Consider the following 19,532-nt stretch of genomic DNA (forward strand, 5'->3'; position numbering starts at 1 on the left):
TGAAAAAGTCAGAAATTTCCTAAAAGGTGACACTTAGCTGTAGGAGCGAGCTTGCTCGCGAACCGCCCAGCTCCGGCGTTACCGGGTAACTCGTTCGCGAGCAAGCTCGCTCCTACAAAGAACAAACCTCCAGCGCGGAAGACGGGCAAAAAAAAGCCGGGCATAAGCCCGGCTTTCTCGTACTGCTGGTCGACTTAGACCTTGGCGCGCTCGTAGCGCTTGCGGTCGTTCTCGTTCAGCATCTTCTTGCGCAGACGGATCGACTTCGGCGTCACTTCCACCAGCTCGTCATCGGCGATGAATTCCAGCGCCTGCTCGAGGGTGAAGCGGATCGGCGGAACCAGGGCGATGACTTCGTCCTTGCCCGAAGCGCGCATGTTGTCGAGCTTCTTGCCTTTGGTGGGGTTGATCACCAGGTCGTTGTCGCGGCTGTTGATGCCGGCCAGCTGGCCTTCGTAGATCTCGTCGCCTGGGCCGAGGAACAGCTTGCCGCGGCTCTGCAGGGTTTCCAGCGAGTAGGTCAGCGCGGTGCCGGTGGCCATGGAGACCAGTACGCCGTTCTGACGGTTGGTCACTTCGCCGGCCTTGATCGGGCCGTAGTGGCTGAAGGTCGAGGTCAGGATGCCGGTGCCCGATGTCAGGGTCAGGAAGTTGTTACGGAAGCCGATCAGGCCACGCGCCGGGATGGTGTATTCCAGGCGCACGCGACCCTTGCCGTCGGGGATCATGTTGGTCAGATCGCCCTTGCGCAGGCCCATCTGCTCCATCGCCGAGCCCTGGTGCTGCTCTTCGATGTCGATGGTGACGTTCTCGTAAGGCTCCTGCTTCTCGCCTTCGGCGGTCTCGATGATGACCACTTCCGGACGGCCTACGGCCAGCTCGAAGCCTTCACGACGCATGGTTTCGATCAGTACCGAGAGGTGCAGTTCGCCACGGCCGGAGACCTTGAACTTCTCCGGGGAGTCGCCTTGCTCGACGCGCAGGGCCACGTTGTGCAGCAGTTCCTTGTCCAGACGGTCCTTGATGTTGCGGCTGGTGACGAACTTGCCTTCCTTGCCGGCGAACGGCGAGTCGTTGACCTGGAAGGTCATGCTCACGGTCGGCTGGTCGACGGTCAGCGGCGGGCGCGCTTCGACGTTCTGCGGGTCGCACAGGGTGTCGGAGATGTACAGCTCGTCCATGCCCGAGACGCAGACGATGTCACCGGCCTCGGCTTCAGCGACTTCGATGCGCTGCAGGCCCGAGTGGCCCATGATCTTCAGGATACGGCCGTTGCGCTTGGTGCCGTCGTCGCTGATGGCCACGACCGGGGTGTTGGTCTTGACCTTGCCGCGAGCGATACGGCCGATGCCGATCACGCCGAGGAAGCTGTTGTAGTCCAGCTGGGAGATCTGCATCTGGAACGGACCGTCGACGTCGACTTTCGGCGCCGGGACGTGGTCGATGATCGCCTGGAACAGCGCGTCCATGTTGTCGTCCATCTTCTCGTGGTCCATGCCGGCGATGCCGTTCAGGGCACTGGCATAGACGATCGGGAAGTCCAGTTGCTCGTCGGTGGCGCCGAGGTTGTCGAACAGGTCGAAGATCTGGTCGATAACCCAGTCAGGACGCGCGCCCGGACGGTCGATCTTGTTCACCACAACGATCGGACGCAGGCCGGCCTTGAACGCCTTCTGGGTCACGAAGCGGGTCTGCGGCATGGGGCCGTCCTGGGCGTCGACCACCAGCAGTACGGAGTCGACCATGGACATCACGCGCTCAACCTCGCCACCGAAGTCGGCGTGGCCGGGGGTGTCGACGATGTTGATGCTGTAGTCGTTCCATTTCAGGGCGGTGTTCTTCGCCAGGATGGTAATGCCACGCTCTTTTTCCTGGTCGTTGGAGTCCATCACGCGCTCGTTTTCCGCTTCTTTGCGGTCGAGGGTGCCGGACAGGCGCAGGAGCTTGTCTACGAGGGTGGTCTTGCCATGGTCGACGTGGGCGATGATGGCGATGTTGCGCAGTTTTTCGATCACAGTGTCAGTCTCGATAGTGAATCTTCGGCTGCCGTTTTCGGCAGCGGGGGCCGGGCCGTGGCGCGGCGGTGCAAAAGGTCAGGGCGTGAGCCTACGCACCCAATGTGTCGGGAGGTCGGTGGCGGATACTGCCGCCGAACAGTCCGGGCTGGCGGCGTTGGTCCGCACCTTTATTGCGGACGGTAAACACGCACATTGGTGTGCCCTTCGTTGACCAGGTGGTGGGCGTGCAGGCGGCTCATGACGCCCTTGTCGCAATACAGGAGGTACTGGCGGTTGGGGTCCAGTTCCTTGAACTTGCTGTTGATGGCGTAGAACGGCATCGGCAGGACTTCGGTGCCCTCGATGGCCAGCGGTTCATCTTCCTGGGCATCCGGGTGACGGATGTCGATGACTATCTGGCCGGCCAACACTTCGTCGACCATCTCCACCGGCAGGTCCTTGCCGAGTTCGTCGATCACGCGGTCGACGGTCATCTGGGTGGAGCGTTCCAGGGCGCGGTCGAGCACGGCCATGTCGAACTTGGTTTCTTCGTAGTCGACGCGCTGCGGCTTGGCCTGGGTGGTCGGGTTCACCGAGATCACACCACAGTACTCGGGCATGTGCTTGGCGAACTCGGCGGTGCCGATCTTCGTCGCGGTATCGATGATGTCCTGCTTGTGGCTGACGATCAGCGGGCGCAGCACCAGGGTGTCGGTCACCCGGTCGATCACCGAGAGGTTCGGCAGAGTCTGGCTGGACACCTGGGAAATCGCCTCGCCGGTCACCAGCGCGTCGATCTCCAGGCGCTCGGCCACGCGGCTCGCGGCGCGCAGCATCATGCGCTTCAAGGTCACGCCCATGTAGCTGTCGTCGACCTTGGTGAGAATCTCGCCGACCACTTCCTCGAAAGGCACGCTGACGAACAGCACGCGCTGGGAGCTGCCGTACTTCTGCCACAGGTAGTGCGCGACTTCCATCACGCCCAGTTCGTGGGCACGGCCGCCGAGATTGAAGAACACGAAGTGGCTGATCATGCCGCGGCGCATCATCTGGTAGGCCGCCACGGTGGAGTCGAAGCCGCCGGACATCAGCACCAGCACCTGCTCCAGCGCGCCCAGCGGATAGCCGCCCAGGCCCTCGTGCTGAGCGTGGATGACATAGAGGCGGTCGTGGCGGATTTCCACGCGCACTTCCACTTCCGGGTTCTTCAGCGATACGCCCGCCGCACCGCAGTGCTGGCGCAGGCCGCCGCCGACATAACGCTCCACATCTATAGAGGTGAAGGGATGCTTGCCGGCGCGCTTGCAGCGCATGGAGAACACTTTGCCCAGCAGCTTGTCGCCGAAGTGCTGTTTGCACTTCTCGAGGATGTCGTCGAAATCGCCCAGCGGGTACTCATGCACTTCCAGGAAGTGGCCGATGCCCGGCGTGCAGGTCAGCCGCTCGATCATCTCGCGCAGGGCCTTGGGGTCGGTGACCCTGGTCTCGACCTCGAGGTTGTCCCACTCGCCTTCGACCATCAGCTCGGGGTCGAGGTCGCGGAGCACCGTGCGAATGTTCTTCGCCAGTTGCCGGATGAAGCGCTTGCGCACCGGCCGGCTCTTGATGGTGATTTCCTGGAAGACCTTGACGATGAGTTTCATGCGAATCGGGCGATTGCCATGGGACTGAAAAAAAGGGGCGGAATTATATCCGAAATTGCTCAAGACTTGAGCAGAAATCAGAGACTTTCTTTTTTGTGCACCAAAATGGACTTGTGCACCACCATGGAGCACCAAAGCAGTGCAGAGAAACGGCGCAGTTCGCCGCAACACCCGCCACAGCCCGCATTTTCAGGGGCCCTGCCCGTTTACGGGCACTGGCACGCAACTTGCTCTCTTGTGAGGCAGGTTGCCCTGGCGGAGTATTCCGGCCGGCATCACCCGATACTGGGGCACGAAAAAGCTCCCAGCTCTAATCCCTCCTGGAGGACAGCATGTCGTACAAGTCGCAACAACTGATCAAAGATCATGACGTGAAGTGGGTTGACCTGCGCTTCACCGATACCAAAGGCAAGCAGCAGCACGTCACCATGCCCGCCCGCGACGCCCTGGACGATGAATTCTTCGAAGCCGGCAAGATGTTCGACGGTTCCTCCATCGCTGGTTGGAAAGGCATCGAAGCCTCCGACATGATCCTGCTCCCGGACGACAGCACCGCCGTGCTCGACCCGTTCACCGAAGAGCCGACGCTGATCCTGGTCTGCGACATCATCGAGCCGAGCACCATGCAGGGCTATGAGCGCGACCCGCGCAACATCGCCAAGCGCGCCGAGGAATACCTGAAGTCCACCGGTATCGGCGACACCGTCTTCGTCGGCCCGGAGCCGGAGTTCTTCATCTTCGACGAAGTGAAGTTCAAGTCCGACATCTCCGGCTCGATGTTCAAGATCTTCTCCGAGCAGGCTTCCTGGAACACCGACGCCGACATCGAGACCGGCAACAAAGGTCACCGTCCGGGCGTTAAAGGCGGCTACTTCCCGGTACCGCCGGTCGACCACGACCACGAAATCCGTACCGCCATGTGCAACGCTCTGGAAGAAATGGGCCTGACCGTGGAAGTTCACCACCACGAAGTGGCCACCGCCGGCCAGAACGAGATCGGTGTGAAGTTCAACACCCTCGTTGCCAAGGCTGACGAAGTGCAGACCCTGAAGTACTGCATCCACAACGTGGCCGACGCCTACGGCAAGACCGTGACCTTCATGCCGAAGCCGCTGTACGGCGACAACGGCTCGGGCATGCACGTGCACATGTCCATCTCCAAGGATGGCAAGAACACCTTCGCGGGCGAAGGCTATGCCGGCCTGTCCGACACCGCCCTGTACTTCATCGGCGGCATCATCAAGCACGGCAAGGCCCTGAACGGCTTCACCAACCCGGCCACCAACTCCTACAAGCGTCTGGTTCCGGGCTTCGAAGCCCCGGTCATGCTGGCCTACTCGGCCCGTAACCGTTCCGCCTCGATCCGCATCCCGTACGTTTCCAGCCCGAAAGCCCGCCGCATCGAAGCGCGCTTCCCGGACCCGGCTGCCAACCCCTACCTGTGCTTCGCCGCTCTGCTGATGGCCGGCCTGGACGGCATCCAGAACAAGATTCACCCCGGCGATGCCGCCGACAAGAACCTGTACGACCTGCCGCCGGAAGAGGCGAAGGAAATCCCGCAGGTGTGCGGCAGCCTGAAAGAGGCGCTGGAAGAACTCGACAAGGGCCGTGCGTTCCTGACCAAGGGCGGCGTGTTCACCGACGAGTTCATCGATGCCTACATCGAGCTGAAGTCGGAAGAAGAAATCAAGGTGCGTACCTTCGTGCACCCGCTGGAATACGACCTGTACTACAGCGTCTGATCCACGAATACCTATAAATAGCGACAGCATTAAGGCCTCCTTCGGGAGGCCTTTTTTATGCCTGCAGAAAAACGCCGCAGCTCATCCCCGCAGGAGCGAGCCTGCTCGCGAACCGCCTGGCACTGATCTGATCGCGAGCAGGCCCCTTTCTGCAACGGGAGGCCGGGTCAGATACCACCGTCCGCCGGCACGCCCTGTTCCTCGTCGTCCTCGCGGCGCGATTTGCGCATGCGCGAAAGCTGCACGTTCAGGCGCGGCATGGAGAGCTCCAGCCCGGCCTTGTCGAGCTTCTGCCGCAGGCGCAGGTTGAACGCCCGCTGTACTTCCCACTGGCGGATCGGCGCGGTCTTGAAGCGGAAGCGCAGGATCGCCTGGCCGGCATCGAAGCTCTCGATACCCTGGATTTCCAGTGGCGACCAGATGGCGCGGTTGATGGTGCGGTCGGTGCGCAGCTCGCCGGAGACTTCCTTGACCAGCGCCAGCGCGTCGTCGATCGGCATGCTCGCCGGCACCGGCCAGCGGAACATGGCGTAGCCGAACTGGCGCGAGTAGTTCTTGATGCTCTTGATCTCGCTGAACGGGATGGTGTGCACCACGCCGTCCAGGTCGCGCAGGCGCACGGTGCGGATGGTCAGGCCCTCCACCGTGCCGAGGTGGCCGCCGACGTCGACGTAGTCGTCGATGGACAGCGAGTCCTCGATGATGATGAACAGGCCGGTGATCAAATCCGCCACCAGCGATTGCGCGCCGAAACCGATGGCCAGGCCGATCACACCGGCACCGGCGAGCAGCGGCGTGACGTTCATGCCCATGTTGGCCAGGGCGACGATCAGGGCGATCACCGCGATAGTCACGAACAGTACGTTGCGGATCAGCGGCAGCATGGTCAGGGCGCGGGCATTGGCGCTCTTCTTGCCGCCCAGTCCGAGGCTGTGCTGCACGGCGGTGTCCGTGAGGATCCAGACCAGCCAGGCGACCAGCAGGGTGGTGCCGAAGCTGAACAGCTTGAGGCTGATCTGCGAGCCGTCGCCCTCGGCGAAGCGGATCAGCGACATGCCCCAGACGCGCAGGCCGATCTCCAGGAAGAACAGCAGGCTGGCGATGTGCAGCAGCGTGTAGCCGAAGCTCTGCAATTGCTCGATGTAGGGCGCATGGCGACGCGCACCGCGCCGGGCAGAGCGCTGGTGCGCGCGACGGATCAGGCCGTTGACGGTCATCGCCACCACCGCCACGACGGCGCAGACCAGGGCCCGGCGCAGTGCGTAGCTGCTGTCGCCGGCAGTAACGATGGTGGCGAACAGCGAAATGCCCACCAGCACCAGCACCGGCAGGAACCAGATCGAGCCGATCAGCTCGACCAGGTCGCTCAGGCCGCGGCGCTTGAGCCGGCGTTCCAGCGGCTGGTTGCGGATCAGGTGTGCGATGGGGCGGCGGAACTGCAGGACGAACAGCGCGGTGAGCAGCGCCGCGCAGATGTTCGCCACCGAACCGACGAAGAGCGAGATGTTCATGCCAAGGCTCTCGATGACGCGCGGGTCGTGCATCACCTCGCCCAGTGCGGCGAGGCTGCCGATCAGCCAGAGCGGACGGAAGGCCCGACGGCGCAGGATATCCAGCGCGCGCATGCGGTGCGGACCGCTGAGCAGCGACAGGGAGATCACGCAAAGGGCGGAGAACAGCGTGCCGCACACCAGGGTGTAAGCGATCACCATCGCCACCAGTTTGCCGAGCGAGCTGGGCAGGACAACCGACAGGTAGACGGTAATCAGGAAGGCGACCAGCCAGGGGCCCAGTTTGCGCAAGGCGAACAGCAGCAGGTCGCGGGTCTTGGGATGCTGTGGCAGCTCGTCTTCCAGGCCGAAGCGCTTGCGCATGCGCCCGGCGATCCAGCGCAGGCCGAGGGCGACGCAGGCCCAGATGAGGATGACCAGGGCAAAATCGAGGATCATCCCCGGCCATTCCGCCAGCGACGGCGTACGCACTTCCAGCTCGTAACCCGCCCCCTGGAACAGCTCGGCCCAGCGCACCATCGGGCTGTTGGCGCCTTCGAACTGCTTCTCCAGGCTGCCCAGGGTATCGCCGATCAGGCCGAGCACGCCGCCCTGTTCCTGTGCACCCTTCTGCGTCGCATCGCGCAGCTGCTTGAGTTTCTTCAGCAGATCGCCGCGCTGCTGGTCATTCTCCAGGGTCTTGATCACCTGGTTCAGCGACTGCTCCAGCTGGGCATCGCTGACCTTGGCCTCGCCACCGCCCGTCACCCCGGCCAGCGGCCCGGGTAGCGCCGCCAGCACAGGACCGGCGGCGGACAAGCCGAGGCCAAGGCAGCACAGCAGCAGCCACTGACGAAGCAGGTAACGAATCGAAATCACAGGCACACCCCACACCGATGGAAAATGACGCTCGCCCGCATCATACAGACGCGGGCGCCAGGCTCGGACCCGTCCCGCGCGGGAAAGGTCCTTCGACGAGCAGCAGCGCACAACGCGCGGCACCCTGCTGAAAGACAATAGGCAACTTGCCAGCCGCCGTCGGCGGTGCAAGGCTTGGCACGACCATCCGGAGATTCTTCATGCGCCTGATCCTTACCGCCCTGCTGCTCGCCGCCGCATTGCCAGCCAGCGCGCAGATCTACAAGTACACCGACGCCAACGGCAAGACGGTGTTCACCAACCAGCCGCCGACCAACGTCGACGCCAAGCCCGTGGAATTGCCACCGACCAACACCGTCGGCCCGCAGGCTCCCATCGTCCCCGCCGTCAGCGGCAGCCAGAACCAGCCTGCCGGTGCCTATGCCATTCTCGCCCTGAGCAACCTGCCGAACGACGAAGCGCTGCGCCAGAACAACGGTACTTTCACGGTGAACGTCGTGGTGCAGCCGCCCCTGGCGCCGGATCATCAATTGCAGCTGTTGCTCGACGGCCAGCCCTACGGCGTCCCGACCAGCAGCACCAGCATCGGCCTGCAGAACATCGACCGTGGCGACCACACCCTGGCTGTCCAGGTGCTGCAGGGCAGCCGGGTGATCCAGGCCAGCAGTCCGGTGAGCTTCACCCTGCAACGCATCAGCACCAACAGCCCTGCGCGCAAGGCCAACTGACGATGCGTCATCTGCTGGTTTTCCTGCTCTCGGTACTGTTCTGCCTCTCGGCCAGCGCCGAGGTCTACACCTACATCGACAAGGACGGCAATCGCGTCTTCACCGACCAGCCACCGCGCGGCAACGCGCAGAAGCTGCAACTGGCGCCGACCAACTCCCAGCCCGGCTCGCCCAACGGCGTGCAGATGCCGCCGCCGCTCTACGCACCGGCCACTCCCGCGCTGCCGCCCGGCCCGCCGGCCTACCGGTTGCTGCGCATCATCGTGCCGGAGCCCGATGCCACCGTACGCGCCAATGACGGGGCCCTGATCGTTTCCGCCACCAGCGACCCAGCCCTGTTGCCCGGCCACCTCTACCGCCTGCTGCTGGACGGCAAGCCGGTCGGCGACCCTGGCCGCAGCCCGGTCTTCCCGCTGAACAACATCGATCGCGGCACTCACCAGCTGTCGGTGGAAATCATCGACACCCTCGGGCGCACCATCGAGCAGACGCCCAACCAGCCCTTCCATATGTTCCGCGTTTCCGTGGCCGACTCGCTCGACCTCGACCGCAGCCAACCGTTCAGCGCCGACCGTCGCTGACGGCGGCGTGCGACCAGCCACAAATGCACCATATCGGTGCATATGCCTGCACCACTTTCTATACTCTCCCCATTTCGGGTCACTCCCGCTGAGCGGATTGGCCGCCTGCGCACCGCAAATCAGCGCGATGCCGCGAAATACGCGTCTTTTCAGGGCCTGGTTTGCTTCTTGCATTTTCCCGCACAGTCTTGGGACATCTCCTACGCCATGCCTACAGAAACCCAGCTCCGCCTGTTGCTCGACAACCTCACCACGGCGGTGATCCTGCTCAACGCCGAGCTGCGCCTGGAGTACATGAACCCGGCAGCGGAAATGCTGCTGGCAGTCAGTGGCCAGCGCAGCCATGGGCAATTCATCAGCGAGCTGTTCACCGAATCGCCCGAGGCACTGCAGTCGCTGCGCCAGGCCGTGGAAGAGGCGCACCCCTTCACCAAGCGCGAAGCGACCCTGACCTCGCTGACCGGCCAGACCATCACCGTCGACTACGCGGTGACGCCGATTCTCGACCGTCGCGACACCCTGCTGCTACTCGAAGTCCACCCTCGCGACCGGCTGCTGCGGATCACCAAGGAAGAGGCGCAACTGTCCAAGCAGGAGACCACCAAGCTCCTGGTGCGCGGCCTGGCCCATGAGATCAAGAACCCGCTGGGTGGGATTCGTGGCGCGGCGCAGCTGCTTTCCCGCGAGCTGCCGGACGAGTCGCTCAAGGACTACACCAACGTCATCATCGAGGAAGCCGACCGGCTGAGGAACCTGGTGGACCGCATGCTCGGCTCCAACAAGCTCCCGCAGCTCTCGGTGACCAACGTCCACGAAGTGCTGGAGCGCGTCTGCAGCCTCGTCGAAGCCGAAACCCAGGGCACCATTCCGCTGGTACGCGACTACGACCCGAGCATCCCGGATCTGCTGATCGACCGCGAGCAGATGATCCAGGCGGTGCTCAACATCGTGCGCAACGCCATGCAGGCGATCGCCGCGCAGAACGAACTCAAGCTGGGGCGCATCACCCTGCGCACCCGCACCCTGCGTCAGTTCACCATCGGCCACACGCGCCATCGCCTCGTGTGCAAGGTCGAGATCATCGACAACGGCCCCGGCATTCCGGCTGAACTGCAGGACACCATCTTCTATCCCATGGTCAGCGGCCGCGCCGACGGCACCGGCCTGGGCCTCGCCATCACCCAGAACATCATCAGCCAGCACCAGGGCTTGATCGAATGCGAGAGCCATCCCGGCCACACCGTGTTCAGTCTGTTCCTGCCCCTGGAACAAGGAGTCCATTGACCATGAGCCGATCAGAGACCGTCTGGATCGTCGACGACGACCGCTCCATCCGCTGGGTGCTGGAAAAAGCCCTGCAGCAGGAAGGCATGACCACCGTCAGCTTCGACAGCGCCGACAGCGTGATGAGCCGCCTGGGCCGGCAACAACCGGACGTGATCATCTCCGACATCCGCATGCCCGGTTCCAGCGGCCTGGATTTGCTGGCGCAGATCCGCGAGGTGCACCCGCGCCTGCCGGTGATCATCATGACTGCGCATTCGGACCTGGACAGCGCCGTGGCCTCCTACCAGGGCGGCGCCTTCGAATACCTGCCCAAGCCGTTCGACGTCGACGAGGCCGTCTCCCTGGTCAAGCGCGCCAACCAGCACGCCCAGGAGCAACAGGGCCTGGAAGCCCCGGCCAACCAGACACGCACCCCGGAGATCATCGGCGAGGCGCCGGCGATGCAGGAAGTATTCCGCGCCATCGGCCGCCTCTCCCACTCCAACATCACCGTGCTGATCAACGGCGAGTCGGGCACCGGCAAGGAGCTGGTCGCCCACGCCCTGCACCGCCACAGCCCGCGCGCGGCTTCGCCGTTCATCGCGCTGAACATGGCGGCGATCCCCAAGGATCTGATGGAGTCCGAACTGTTCGGCCACGAGAAAGGCGCCTTTACCGGCGCAGCCAACCAGCGGCGCGGCCGCTTCGAACAGGCTGACGGCGGCTCGCTGTTCCTCGACGAGATCGGCGACATGCCGGCCGACACCCAGACCCGCCTGTTGCGCGTACTGGCCGACGGCGAGTTCTACCGGGTGGGTGGCCACACCCCGGTGAAAGTGGACGTGAGAATCATCGCCGCCACTCACCAGAACCTGGAAAACCTGGTGCGCGAAGGCAAGTTCCGCGAGGACCTGTTCCACCGCCTGAACGTCATCCGGGTGCACATTCCGCGCCTGGCCGACCGCCGCGAGGACATCCCGGCACTGGCCCGACACTTCCTTTCCCGCGCGGCGCAGGAGCTGGCAGTCGAGCCGAAGCTGCTCAAGCCGGAAACCGAGGAATACCTGAAGAACCTCGGCTGGCCGGGCAACGTGCGCCAGTTGGAGAACACCTGCCGCTGGATCACCGTCATGGCTTCGGGCCGTGAGGTGCATATCGACGACCTGCCGCCGGAGCTGATGACCCAGCCGCAGGACAGCGTGCCGGCCGCCAACTGGGAGCAGGCGTTGCGCCATTGGGCCGACCAGGCACTGGGACGCGGGCAGTCGAACCTGCTGGACACCGCCGTGCCGGCGTTCGAGCGGATCATGATCGAGACCGCGCTCAAGCACACCGCCGGCCGCCGCCGCGACGCCGCCGTGCTGCTGGGCTGGGGCCGTAATACCCTGACTCGCAAGATCAAGGAACTGGGCATGAAGATCGACGGCCCGGACGAGGACGGCGACGACTGAAGTCGTTCCACTGGAAAGGGGCCGAAGGCCCCTTTTTCTTGTGTTGCCGTGCCAAACCCCGCAGCGCGGTGCGGGGCTGACCGCTCGCGGACGAAGTCCGCTCCTTCACAGTTGGCGAGCGCGTCATTGGCTGTAAGCGGGGGCCACGGCCGCCATCAATGCCCATTAAACCAGGTCACATCCCGGTAGCATTTACCCCCAGAACCTGTGGATAACACTGTGCACGGAACGGGGAAGGAACGTGCTACAGCCCAGAGCATGCGCGGTCTGGGAGTTTGCTCGGTTTCTGTGCAGGAATTTGCGGGTTGCTCACATCGGCTGTGCGCCTGCCTGTGGATAAGCTTGGGGCAAGCCGCTGCGCTTCACGCCCGACGCGGGTTGGCGTGAGCCGTACAAAAAACGCTCAGTCCATGGCGAAGCCGTGTTGACGCCAGGCTTCATAGACGGTCACGGCGACGGTATTGGACAGGTTCAGGCTGCGGCAACCCGGACGCATCGGCAGGCGCACGCGCTGCTCCGGCGGCAGCGCGTCACGCACTTCCTCGGGCAGCCCACGGCTTTCCGGACCGAAGAGGAAAGCGTCGCCACGCTCGTAAGCCACTTCATGGAATGGCTGCGAACCCTTGGTGGTGAAGGCGAACAGGCGCGGGCGGCCGAGCTGTTCCAGGCATTGCTCGAGGCTCGCGTAGCGCCGCACGCTGGCGTACTCGTGGTAATCCAGCCCGGCGCGACGCAGGCGCTTGTCGTCCAGCTCGAAGCCCAGCGGCTCGATCAGGTGCAGGCTTGCGCCCGCGTTGGCGCACAGCCTGATAATGTTGCCGGTGTTGGGGGGAATTTCCGGTTGAAAAAGGATTACGTGGAACATGCAGCGCTCCGAGCCTGAGAACGGCGGGCATTCTACTCCCGCAAAGGAGCAAATGCGGCCCAGGCCCTGGCTGAAAGTGATGGTTTCGCTGTGTGTGCTGGGCCTGCTGCTGGGCCTGATGATAGGCCGCCTGGTCAATCCGCCGCACGAAGGGCCAACCCGGATCCTCGCCATAGAGCCTGCGACCGATGGCCTGGTACTCACCCTGGACGCGCAGCCGGCCGTTCGCGCCGGCCATCAGGACGGCGCACTGGTGCTGCAGATCGAAGCCGTTGCCACGGCACAGCAGGGGCAACTGCGGATCGGTGATGCGCCGGTGCGCTGGAGACTGGAGCCGCAAGGAGAAGGGCTTCTGCTGACGCTGCTGTCGACCCGGCGCCTGCAAGGTACCTGGGACAGCACCGAAGTCGAGGGCCGGTGGCGCCTGACCATCAGCGCGCGGCCCGAATAAAAGCGGGGTATTCCCGGCCTGCCTGGTCCGGGGCCCCGAAGTGTGAGGCGATGCCTTCGAGCGAAGGTTCGCGGGCATAAAAGAGGGGTTTCCCCGGCCTGCCTGTACCAGGACCCCTAACGGGTGCGCAGGGCGCCGTGGCACGCCTGCGGGCATAAAAAGGGGGCTTTCCCGGCCTGCCTGTACCAGGACCCCCGAACCGGCGGCGACGGCCGCCGCTTCGGGCTGCACGCTCGCAAGATGTAAAAGAGGGGTTCCCCAGCCTGCCTGTACCGAGGCCCCTGAAATCGCTGTTGTCAGGGGTATTGCAGAGGGCGTGCCAAAATCGGCCCAGGGCCTTGCCGGCGAGCGGAGGCACAACACGAAAAGACCCTACAGGCCTTGCCGCATAAGGCTTTCAGCGATTTCTACCCGATAACTGAAACGCGCTGACGGCAGCATTCCCCAGGCATTTCCCGGCGCGTCGAGTGTCGCTGCACCTGCGCCCTGCTAGTGCGCATGCACCAAACTTGAACGCTCAGCCCGCATTTCCTTTCTACAGGAGCGAGCTTGCTCGCGAACGCCGGACTCCCTCAGCTACCGCCAGACTGTTCGCAAGCAAGCGCGCTCCCACGAAGAGCAGCAGCGCTTACCCACAGCAACTCTGAGCAACCGACGGAACAGCCTGTGGATAACCATGCACAGGCCATGCGGCTCGTAGCTCGCACAATGTTGTGCAAATTTTGACCACACCAGATCGCAGGCAAAGAAAAAGGCGCCCGAAGGCGCCTTTCTCGTCGGGCGTCAGTGATTACTGAGCCGGGATCTCGCCGGAAGCCTGCATACGGGCAATTTCCTGCGCGTACAGCGCATCGAAGTTCACCGGGGACAGCATCAGCGCCGGGAAAGAACCGCGGACAACCAGGCTGTCCAGGGTTTCGCGAGCATACGGGAAGAGGATGTTCGGGCAGAAGGCACCCAGGGTGTGGCTCATGCTGGAAGCGTCCAGGCCCTTGATCAGGAAGATGCCGGCCTGCTGCACCTCAACGATGAAAGCGGTTTCCTCGTTGTTCTTCACGGTCACCGAAACGGTCAGGACCACTTCGTAGAAGTCGCCGTCCAGCTGCTTCTGACGGGTGTTCAGGTCCATCGAAATGGCCGGCTGCCACTCCTGGCGGAAGATTTCCGGAGCCTTGGGGGCCTCGAAGGAGAGGTCGCGTACGTAGATGCGCTGCAGCGAGAACTGCGGGTTGTTGTCTTGTTCGGCTGCGCCGTTGCTGGCTTGTTCAGTCATTTCGGGACCTTCTTGTGCATCGTTTCAGAATGAGGGATCACGCCGAGAGCAGCGTATCCAGCTTGCCCGCGCGTTCCAGCGCGTAAAGATCGTCGCAGCCGCCGATGTGGGTTCCGTCGATCCAGATCTGCGGCACCGAAGTGCGGCCCGCCTTGCTGGCCATCTCGGCGCGAACGCCAGGCTTGCCGTCCACGGAGATTTCCTCGTAGGCGACACCCTTCTTGTCCAGCAGGGCCTTGGCGCGGATGCAATAAGGGCACCACGCGCTGGTGTAGATCAAGGTCGACGGCATCTCACTTCACCAGGGGCAGGTTGTCGCCACGCCAGCTGCCGATACCGCCGGAGAGCTTGGCGGCGGTGTAGCCAGCCTTCTGCAGCACGCTGCACCAGGTGCCCGAGTGCTGCCCCATGCCATCGACCACGATGATGGTCTTGGCCTTGTGTTTGTCCAGCTCGCTCATGCGGGCGTTCAGCTTGTCCGCCGGGATATTCAGAGCACCGACGATATGACCGGTGGTGAACTCCTTGGTGGGACGGATATCCAGCACCACGGCCTGCTCGGCGTTGACCATGGCAGTCAGCTCGCGGGTGGACAGCGCGCGGCCGCCCTTGCGCATTTCGTGCAGGGCCAGCAGTACCAGCAGGATGACCAGGGCACCGACCAGCAGGTAGTGGTGGGTGGCGAATTCGATCAGACGAGGAAGAAACGAAGACATGCGCAGGACATCCAGACGTAAAAATGCCGGCCAGTATACACGCGCGTATCTGACGGCTGAACCCTAGGGATCATGGCGTCTGTCGGCACCAAAAGGTAAAATATGTGTCCTTTTCTGACCCCTATTCTCGGAAAGAGCCGTAACTATGACTGCAACGCCCAAACCGCTGGTCCTGATCATTCTGGACGGCTTCGGCCATAGCGAGAGCCCCGAATACAACGCCATCTATGCCGCGAAGAAGCCCAACTGGGACCGCCTGCTGGCCAGCCAGCCCAACGGCCTGATCTCAGGCTCCGGCATGGACGTCGGCCTGCCCGACGGCCAGATGGGCAACTCCGAGGTCGGCCACATGAACCTGGGCGCAGGCCGTGTCGTCTACCAGGACTTCACCCGCGTCACCAAGGCCATCCGCGATGGCGAGTTCTTCCAGAACCCCGTGCTGACTGGCGCCGTGGACAAGGCAGCGAATGCCGGAAAGGCCGTGCACATCCTCGGCCTGCTTTCCGACGGTGGCGTACACAGCCACCAGGACCACCTGATCGCCATGGCCGAGCTGGCCGCCCAGCGTGGCGCCGAGAAAATCTACCTGCACGCCTTCCTCGACGGTCGCGACACGCCGCCCAGGAGCGCCGAGCCGTCGCTGAAGCTGCTCGACGACGCCTTCGCCCGCATCGGCAAGGGCCGTACCGCCAGCATCATCGGCCGCTACTTCGCCATGGACCGCGACAATCGCTGGGACCGCGTCGAAGCCGCCTACAACCTGATCACCGACGGCACTGCCGAATTCACCGCCGAGACCGCCGTGGGCGCGCTGAACGCCGCCTACGAGCGCGGTGAGAGCGATGAATTCGTCAAGGCCACCCGCATCGGCGCACAGGTGCGCGTGGAAGATGGCGATGCAGTGGTCTTCATGAACTTCCGCGCCGACCGTGCCCGCGAGCTGTCGCGCGCCTTCGTCGAGCCGGGCTTCAAGGAATTCCCGCGCCAGCGCGAGCTGCACCTGGCCGAATACGTGATGCTGACCCAGTACGCGGCGAGCATTCCGGCACCCTGCGCGTTCAAGCCCGAATCCCTGGACAACGTCCTGGGCGAATACCTGGCCAAGAACGGCAAGACCCAACTGCGCATCGCCGAGACCGAGAAGTACGCCCACGTGACCTTCTTCTTCTCCGGCGGCCGTGAAGAGCCGTTCGAAGGCGAAGAACGCATCCTCATCCCCTCGCCCAAGGTCGCCACCTATGACCTGCAGCCGGAAATGAGCGCGCCGCAGGTCACCGACAAGATCGTCGACGCCATCGAGAACCAGCGCTTCGACGTGATCATCGTCAACTACGCCAACGGCGACATGGTCGGCCACACCGGCGTGTTCGAAGCCGCGGTGAAAGCCGTCGAGTGCCTGGATACCTGCGTCGGTCGCATCGTCGAGGCGCTGGACAAGGTCGGCGGCGAAGCGCTGATCACCGCCGACCACGGCAACGTCGAGCAGATGGAAGACGCCATGACCGGCCAGGCGCACACCGCGCACACCTGCGAGCCGGTGCCCTTCGTCTATGTCGGCAAGCGCAAGCTGAGCATCCGCGAGGGCGGCGTACTCGCCGATGTGGCCCCGACCCTGCTGAACCTGATGGGTCTGGAGCAGCCAAAAGAGATGACCGGGAAATCGATCGTCACCCTGCTTTAATGGCTGTCGATCTGGCGGGAACGTGAGCCACCTCCCGTCGGTCAGAGCAAACGCCCCACGCCATGCGGCCTGGGGCGTTTTTTTTAATGCCCGCCACGGGCATACTAGGCCGTCCAGACTTCAGGTCCCCGCCGCCCAATGCCTCGCGCCCTCCTCCCGCTGCTGCTGATCTGCCTCCTGAGCCCGCTCCCGGCCGTTGCCGACGAACGCGCCGACGCCCAGCGTCAGCTGGAGCAGACGCAGAAAGACATCAACGAGCTGAAGAAAAACCTGAAGAACATCCAGGACGAGAAGTCCGGGGTGCAGAAGCAGCTCAAGTCCACCGAGACCCAGATGGGCGACCTGGAGAAGCAGATCAAGCAGATCCAGGACGAGATGAAGAAGAACGAGGAAGAGCTGCAGCGCCTCGATTCAGAGAAAAAAAAACTCCAGGGCGCGCGCCTTGAGCAGCAGCGTCTGATCGCCATCCAGGCCCGTGCCGCCTACCAGAGCGGCCGCCAGGAATACCTCAAGCTGCTGCTGAACCAGGAGCACCCGGAGAAGTTCAGCCGCACCCTCACCTACTACGACTACATCAACAAGGCGCGCCTGGAGCAGCTCTCGGCCTTCAACGAGACCTTGCGCCAGCTGAGCAACGTCGAGCAGGAAATCACCTCGCAGAAGGACGAGCAGGTCGCCCAGCAGAGCGCCCTGGAAGCCCGTCGCCAGGAACTGGCCGACGCCCGCAAGGCGCGCCAGGAGACCCTGGCCAAGCTCAACAGCGATCTCAAGGACGGCAGCAGCAAGCTCAAGGACCGCGAACAGAGCCAGGAGGACCTCAACAAGGTACTCAAGACCATCGAGGAAACCCTCGCCCGCCAGGCCCGCGAAGCCGAGGAAGCGCGGCAGCGCGCCCTGGCCGCCGAGCGCGAGCGGGTCAAGCGCGAGCAGGAACTGGCGGCACGCGGCGAGAAGCCGGACACGCCCTCCAAGCGCCCCGATTACAGCGGCCCGCTGGTTTCCAGCGGCGCCGGTTTCGGCGGAGCCTTCGCCGCCACCAAGGGCAGGCTGCCCTGGCCGGTGGATGGCCGCGTGCTGGCGCGCTTCGGCAGCCCGCGTGGCGACGACCCCCGTGCCACCTGGGACGGCGTACTGATCGGCGCTTCTGCCGGCAGCACCGTGCGTGCCGTACATGGCGGCCGCGTGGTGTTCGCCGACTGGCTGCGCGGCTCCGGCCTACTGGTGATTCTCGACCACGGTGGTGGCTACCTGAGCCTTTATGGGCATAATCAAAGTCTTCTGAAGGACGCCGGCGATACCGTCAAAGCGGGCGATCCCATTGCAACCGTGGGAGCCAGCGGGGGTCAGAGTACCCCGGCGGTGTATTTTGCCATTCGCCATCAGGGCCGCCCGGCGGACCCTTCGACCTGGTGTCGCACGCAAGGATAAGCGGCGATCACGCATTAGGAGCCAAACATGTCGCAAGCTTTCCGTCTTACTACCCTGGCCCTGGCCTTGCTGCTCGGCGTCGGTGCGGTCCAGGCCGCCGACGCGCCGGCCGCATCTGCTGCGGCCAACGGCAAGGAGGCTCCGCTGCCGCTCGATGAGCTGCGCACCTTTGCCGAGGTCCTCGACCGGGTGAAGGCGGCCTATGTGGAACCGGTGGACGACAAGACGCTGCTGGAGAATGCCATCAAGGGCATGCTCAGCAACCTCGACCCGCACTCGGCGTACCTCGGCCCGGAAGAATTCGCCGAGCTGCAGGAAAGCACCAGCGGCGAATTCGGTGGCCTGGGCATCGAGGTCGGCAGCGAGGATGGCTTCGTCAAGGTGATCTCGCCGATCGACGACACCCCCGCCGCCAACGCCGGCATCCAGCCGGGCGACCTGATCGTCAAGATCGACGGCAAGCCGACCAAGGGCCAGTCGATGAACGAGGCGGTGGACAGCATGCGCGGCAAGGCTGGCTCGCCGATCACCCTGACCATCGTGCGCGGCGGCGGCAAGCCGTTCGACGTCACCCTCAAGCGCGCCATCATCAAGGTCAAGAGCGTGAAGAGCCAGATGCTCGAACCGGGCTATGGCTACCTGCGCATCACCCAGTTCCAGGTCAACACCGGCGAGGAGACCGTCAAGGCGCTGGCCAAGCTGCGCAACGACAACAAGGGTAAGCTCAAGGGCGTGATCCTGGACCTGCGCAACAACCCTGGCGGCGTGCTGCAGTCGGCGGTGGAAGTGGCGGACGCCTTCCTCACCAAGGGGCTGATCGTCTACACCAAGGGCCGCATCCCCAACTCCGAGCTGCGCTTCTCCGCCGATCCGGCCGACCCGAGCGACGGTGTGCCGTTGGTGGTACTGATCAACGGCGGCAGCGCCTCGGCGGCAGAAATCGTCGCCGGCGCTCTGCAGGACCAGAAGCGCGGCATCCTCATGGGCACCGACAGCTTCGGCAAGGGCTCGGTGCAGACCGTGCTGCCGCTGAACAACGACCGCGCCCTGAAGCTCACCACCGCGCTGTACTACACCCCCAACGGCCGCTCCATCCAGGCCCAGGGCATCACCCCGGACATTGAGGTGGAACGCGCCAAGGTGACCCGCGAGAAGAGCGAGTTCGACGGGTTCAAGGAAGCCGACCTGCAGGGTCACCTGGCCAACGGCAATGGTGGCCAGGATCGTCCGACCGCCTCCGGCAAGCCGCCGGAGGATCGCCCGCAGGATGGCGACTACCAGCTCAGCCAAGCCCTCAGCCTGCTGAAAGGACTCAGCGTCAGCCGCGGCAACAACTGACCG

16 protein-coding genes are annotated in these 19,532 nt (G+C 64.0%); 9 read left to right on the forward strand and 7 right to left on the reverse strand.

Translation table 11 applies throughout. From position 1 onward, the window contains the following. Positions 1-194: 194 nt before the first annotated feature. The gene (typA, locus tag LDJ84_RS27725) at positions 195-2,015 is read right to left on the reverse strand and encodes a translational GTPase TypA (protein WP_065086481.1); all 1,821 of its coding nucleotides are present in this window, start codon (positions 2,013-2,015) and stop codon (positions 195-197) included. Positions 2,016-2,185: 170 nt separating this feature from the next. Next, positions 2,186-3,640, reverse strand: coding sequence for a tRNA uracil 4-sulfurtransferase ThiI (gene thiI, locus LDJ84_RS27730; RefSeq protein ID WP_065086482.1), 1,455 nt, complete (start codon positions 3,638-3,640; stop codon positions 2,186-2,188). A 332-nt stretch (positions 3,641-3,972) separates the two neighbouring features. On the opposite strand from thiI, the gene glnA reads away from it, so the two are divergent. Continuing rightward, positions 3,973-5,382: a glutamate--ammonia ligase gene (gene glnA / locus LDJ84_RS27735; protein WP_037012316.1), complete on the forward strand. Its 1,410-nt coding sequence runs from the start codon at positions 3,973-3,975 to the stop codon at positions 5,380-5,382. 167 nt (positions 5,383-5,549) lie between these two features. Here the strand turns inward: glnA and LDJ84_RS27740 are convergent, their stop codons facing one another. Continuing rightward, the gene (locus LDJ84_RS27740) at positions 5,550-7,757 is read right to left on the reverse strand and encodes a mechanosensitive ion channel family protein (RefSeq protein ID WP_024766658.1); all 2,208 of its coding nucleotides are present in this window, start codon (positions 7,755-7,757) and stop codon (positions 5,550-5,552) included. Positions 7,758-7,951: 194 nt separating this feature from the next. Here LDJ84_RS27740 and LDJ84_RS27745 point away from each other — a divergent pair, with 194 nt between their 5' ends. From LDJ84_RS27745 to ntrC, 4 genes are all read left to right on the forward strand, one after another. Beyond that, positions 7,952-8,479 (forward strand): DUF4124 domain-containing protein, encoded by a 528-nt coding sequence (locus tag LDJ84_RS27745; RefSeq protein ID WP_024766657.1) that lies wholly within the window; start codon positions 7,952-7,954, stop codon positions 8,477-8,479. A gap of 2 nt (positions 8,480-8,481) precedes the next feature. Next, a complete protein-coding gene (locus tag LDJ84_RS27750; protein ID WP_065086483.1) occupies positions 8,482-9,060 on the forward strand; it encodes a DUF4124 domain-containing protein in 579 nt (192 codons plus the stop codon). A 207-nt stretch (positions 9,061-9,267) separates the two neighbouring features. After that, on the forward strand, positions 9,268-10,344 hold the full coding sequence (gene glnL / locus LDJ84_RS27755; RefSeq protein ID WP_024766655.1) for a nitrogen regulation protein NR(II): 1,077 nt from the start codon (positions 9,268-9,270) through the stop codon (positions 10,342-10,344). A 2-nt stretch (positions 10,345-10,346) separates the two neighbouring features. Then, positions 10,347-11,777: a two-component system response regulator NtrC gene (gene ntrC / locus LDJ84_RS27760; protein WP_024766654.1), complete on the forward strand. Its 1,431-nt coding sequence runs from the start codon at positions 10,347-10,349 to the stop codon at positions 11,775-11,777. 403 nt (positions 11,778-12,180) lie between these two features. On the opposite strand, the gene trmL is transcribed toward ntrC, so the two are convergent. After that, a complete protein-coding gene (gene trmL, locus LDJ84_RS27765; protein ID WP_065086484.1) occupies positions 12,181-12,642 on the reverse strand; it encodes a tRNA (uridine(34)/cytosine(34)/5-carboxymethylaminomethyluridine(34)-2'-O)-methyltransferase TrmL in 462 nt (153 codons plus the stop codon). Here trmL and LDJ84_RS27770 point away from each other — a divergent pair. Next, positions 12,641-13,093 carry a hypothetical protein gene (locus LDJ84_RS27770; protein ID WP_024766652.1) on the forward strand — a complete coding sequence of 151 codons (453 nt, stop codon included), beginning with the start codon at positions 12,641-12,643 and terminating at the stop codon, positions 13,091-13,093. The two genes, trmL and LDJ84_RS27770, sit on opposite strands and share 2 nt — an antisense overlap. Before the next feature lie 790 nt (positions 13,094-13,883). Here LDJ84_RS27770 and secB read toward each other — a convergent pair. Genes secB through LDJ84_RS27785 form a run of 3 tightly spaced genes read right to left on the reverse strand, consistent with a single transcriptional unit; the run spans position 13,884 to position 15,082 of the window. Continuing rightward, positions 13,884-14,366 (reverse strand): protein-export chaperone SecB, encoded by a 483-nt coding sequence (secB, locus tag LDJ84_RS27775; protein ID WP_024762250.1) that lies wholly within the window; start codon positions 14,364-14,366, stop codon positions 13,884-13,886. A gap of 37 nt (positions 14,367-14,403) precedes the next feature. Next, positions 14,404-14,658, reverse strand: coding sequence for a glutaredoxin 3 (grxC, locus tag LDJ84_RS27780; RefSeq protein ID WP_024762249.1), 255 nt, complete (start codon positions 14,656-14,658; stop codon positions 14,404-14,406). Between the two features lies 1 nt (position 14,659). After that, on the reverse strand, positions 14,660-15,082 hold the full coding sequence (locus LDJ84_RS27785; RefSeq protein WP_024762248.1) for a rhodanese-like domain-containing protein: 423 nt from the start codon (positions 15,080-15,082) through the stop codon (positions 14,660-14,662). A 145-nt stretch (positions 15,083-15,227) separates the two neighbouring features. Here LDJ84_RS27785 and gpmI point away from each other — a divergent pair, with 145 nt between their 5' ends. The 3 genes from gpmI (at position 15,228) to LDJ84_RS27800 (ending at position 19,529) form a co-directional block, all read left to right on the forward strand. After that, positions 15,228-16,763: a 2,3-bisphosphoglycerate-independent phosphoglycerate mutase gene (gpmI, locus tag LDJ84_RS27790; protein ID WP_065086485.1), complete on the forward strand. Its 1,536-nt coding sequence runs from the start codon at positions 15,228-15,230 to the stop codon at positions 16,761-16,763. Between the two features lie 138 nt (positions 16,764-16,901). Then, on the forward strand, positions 16,902-18,191 hold the full coding sequence (locus tag LDJ84_RS27795; RefSeq protein WP_038803538.1) for a murein hydrolase activator EnvC family protein: 1,290 nt from the start codon (positions 16,902-16,904) through the stop codon (positions 18,189-18,191). A gap of 27 nt (positions 18,192-18,218) precedes the next feature. Continuing rightward, positions 18,219-19,529: a S41 family peptidase gene (locus LDJ84_RS27800; RefSeq protein WP_024762247.1), complete on the forward strand. Its 1,311-nt coding sequence runs from the start codon at positions 18,219-18,221 to the stop codon at positions 19,527-19,529. Positions 19,530-19,532: the final 3 nt, after the last annotated feature.

The organism is Pseudomonas sp. HS-18, from assembly GCF_020401845.1.
GTDB lineage: Bacteria > Pseudomonadota > Gammaproteobacteria > Pseudomonadales > Pseudomonadaceae > Pseudomonas > Pseudomonas nitroreducens.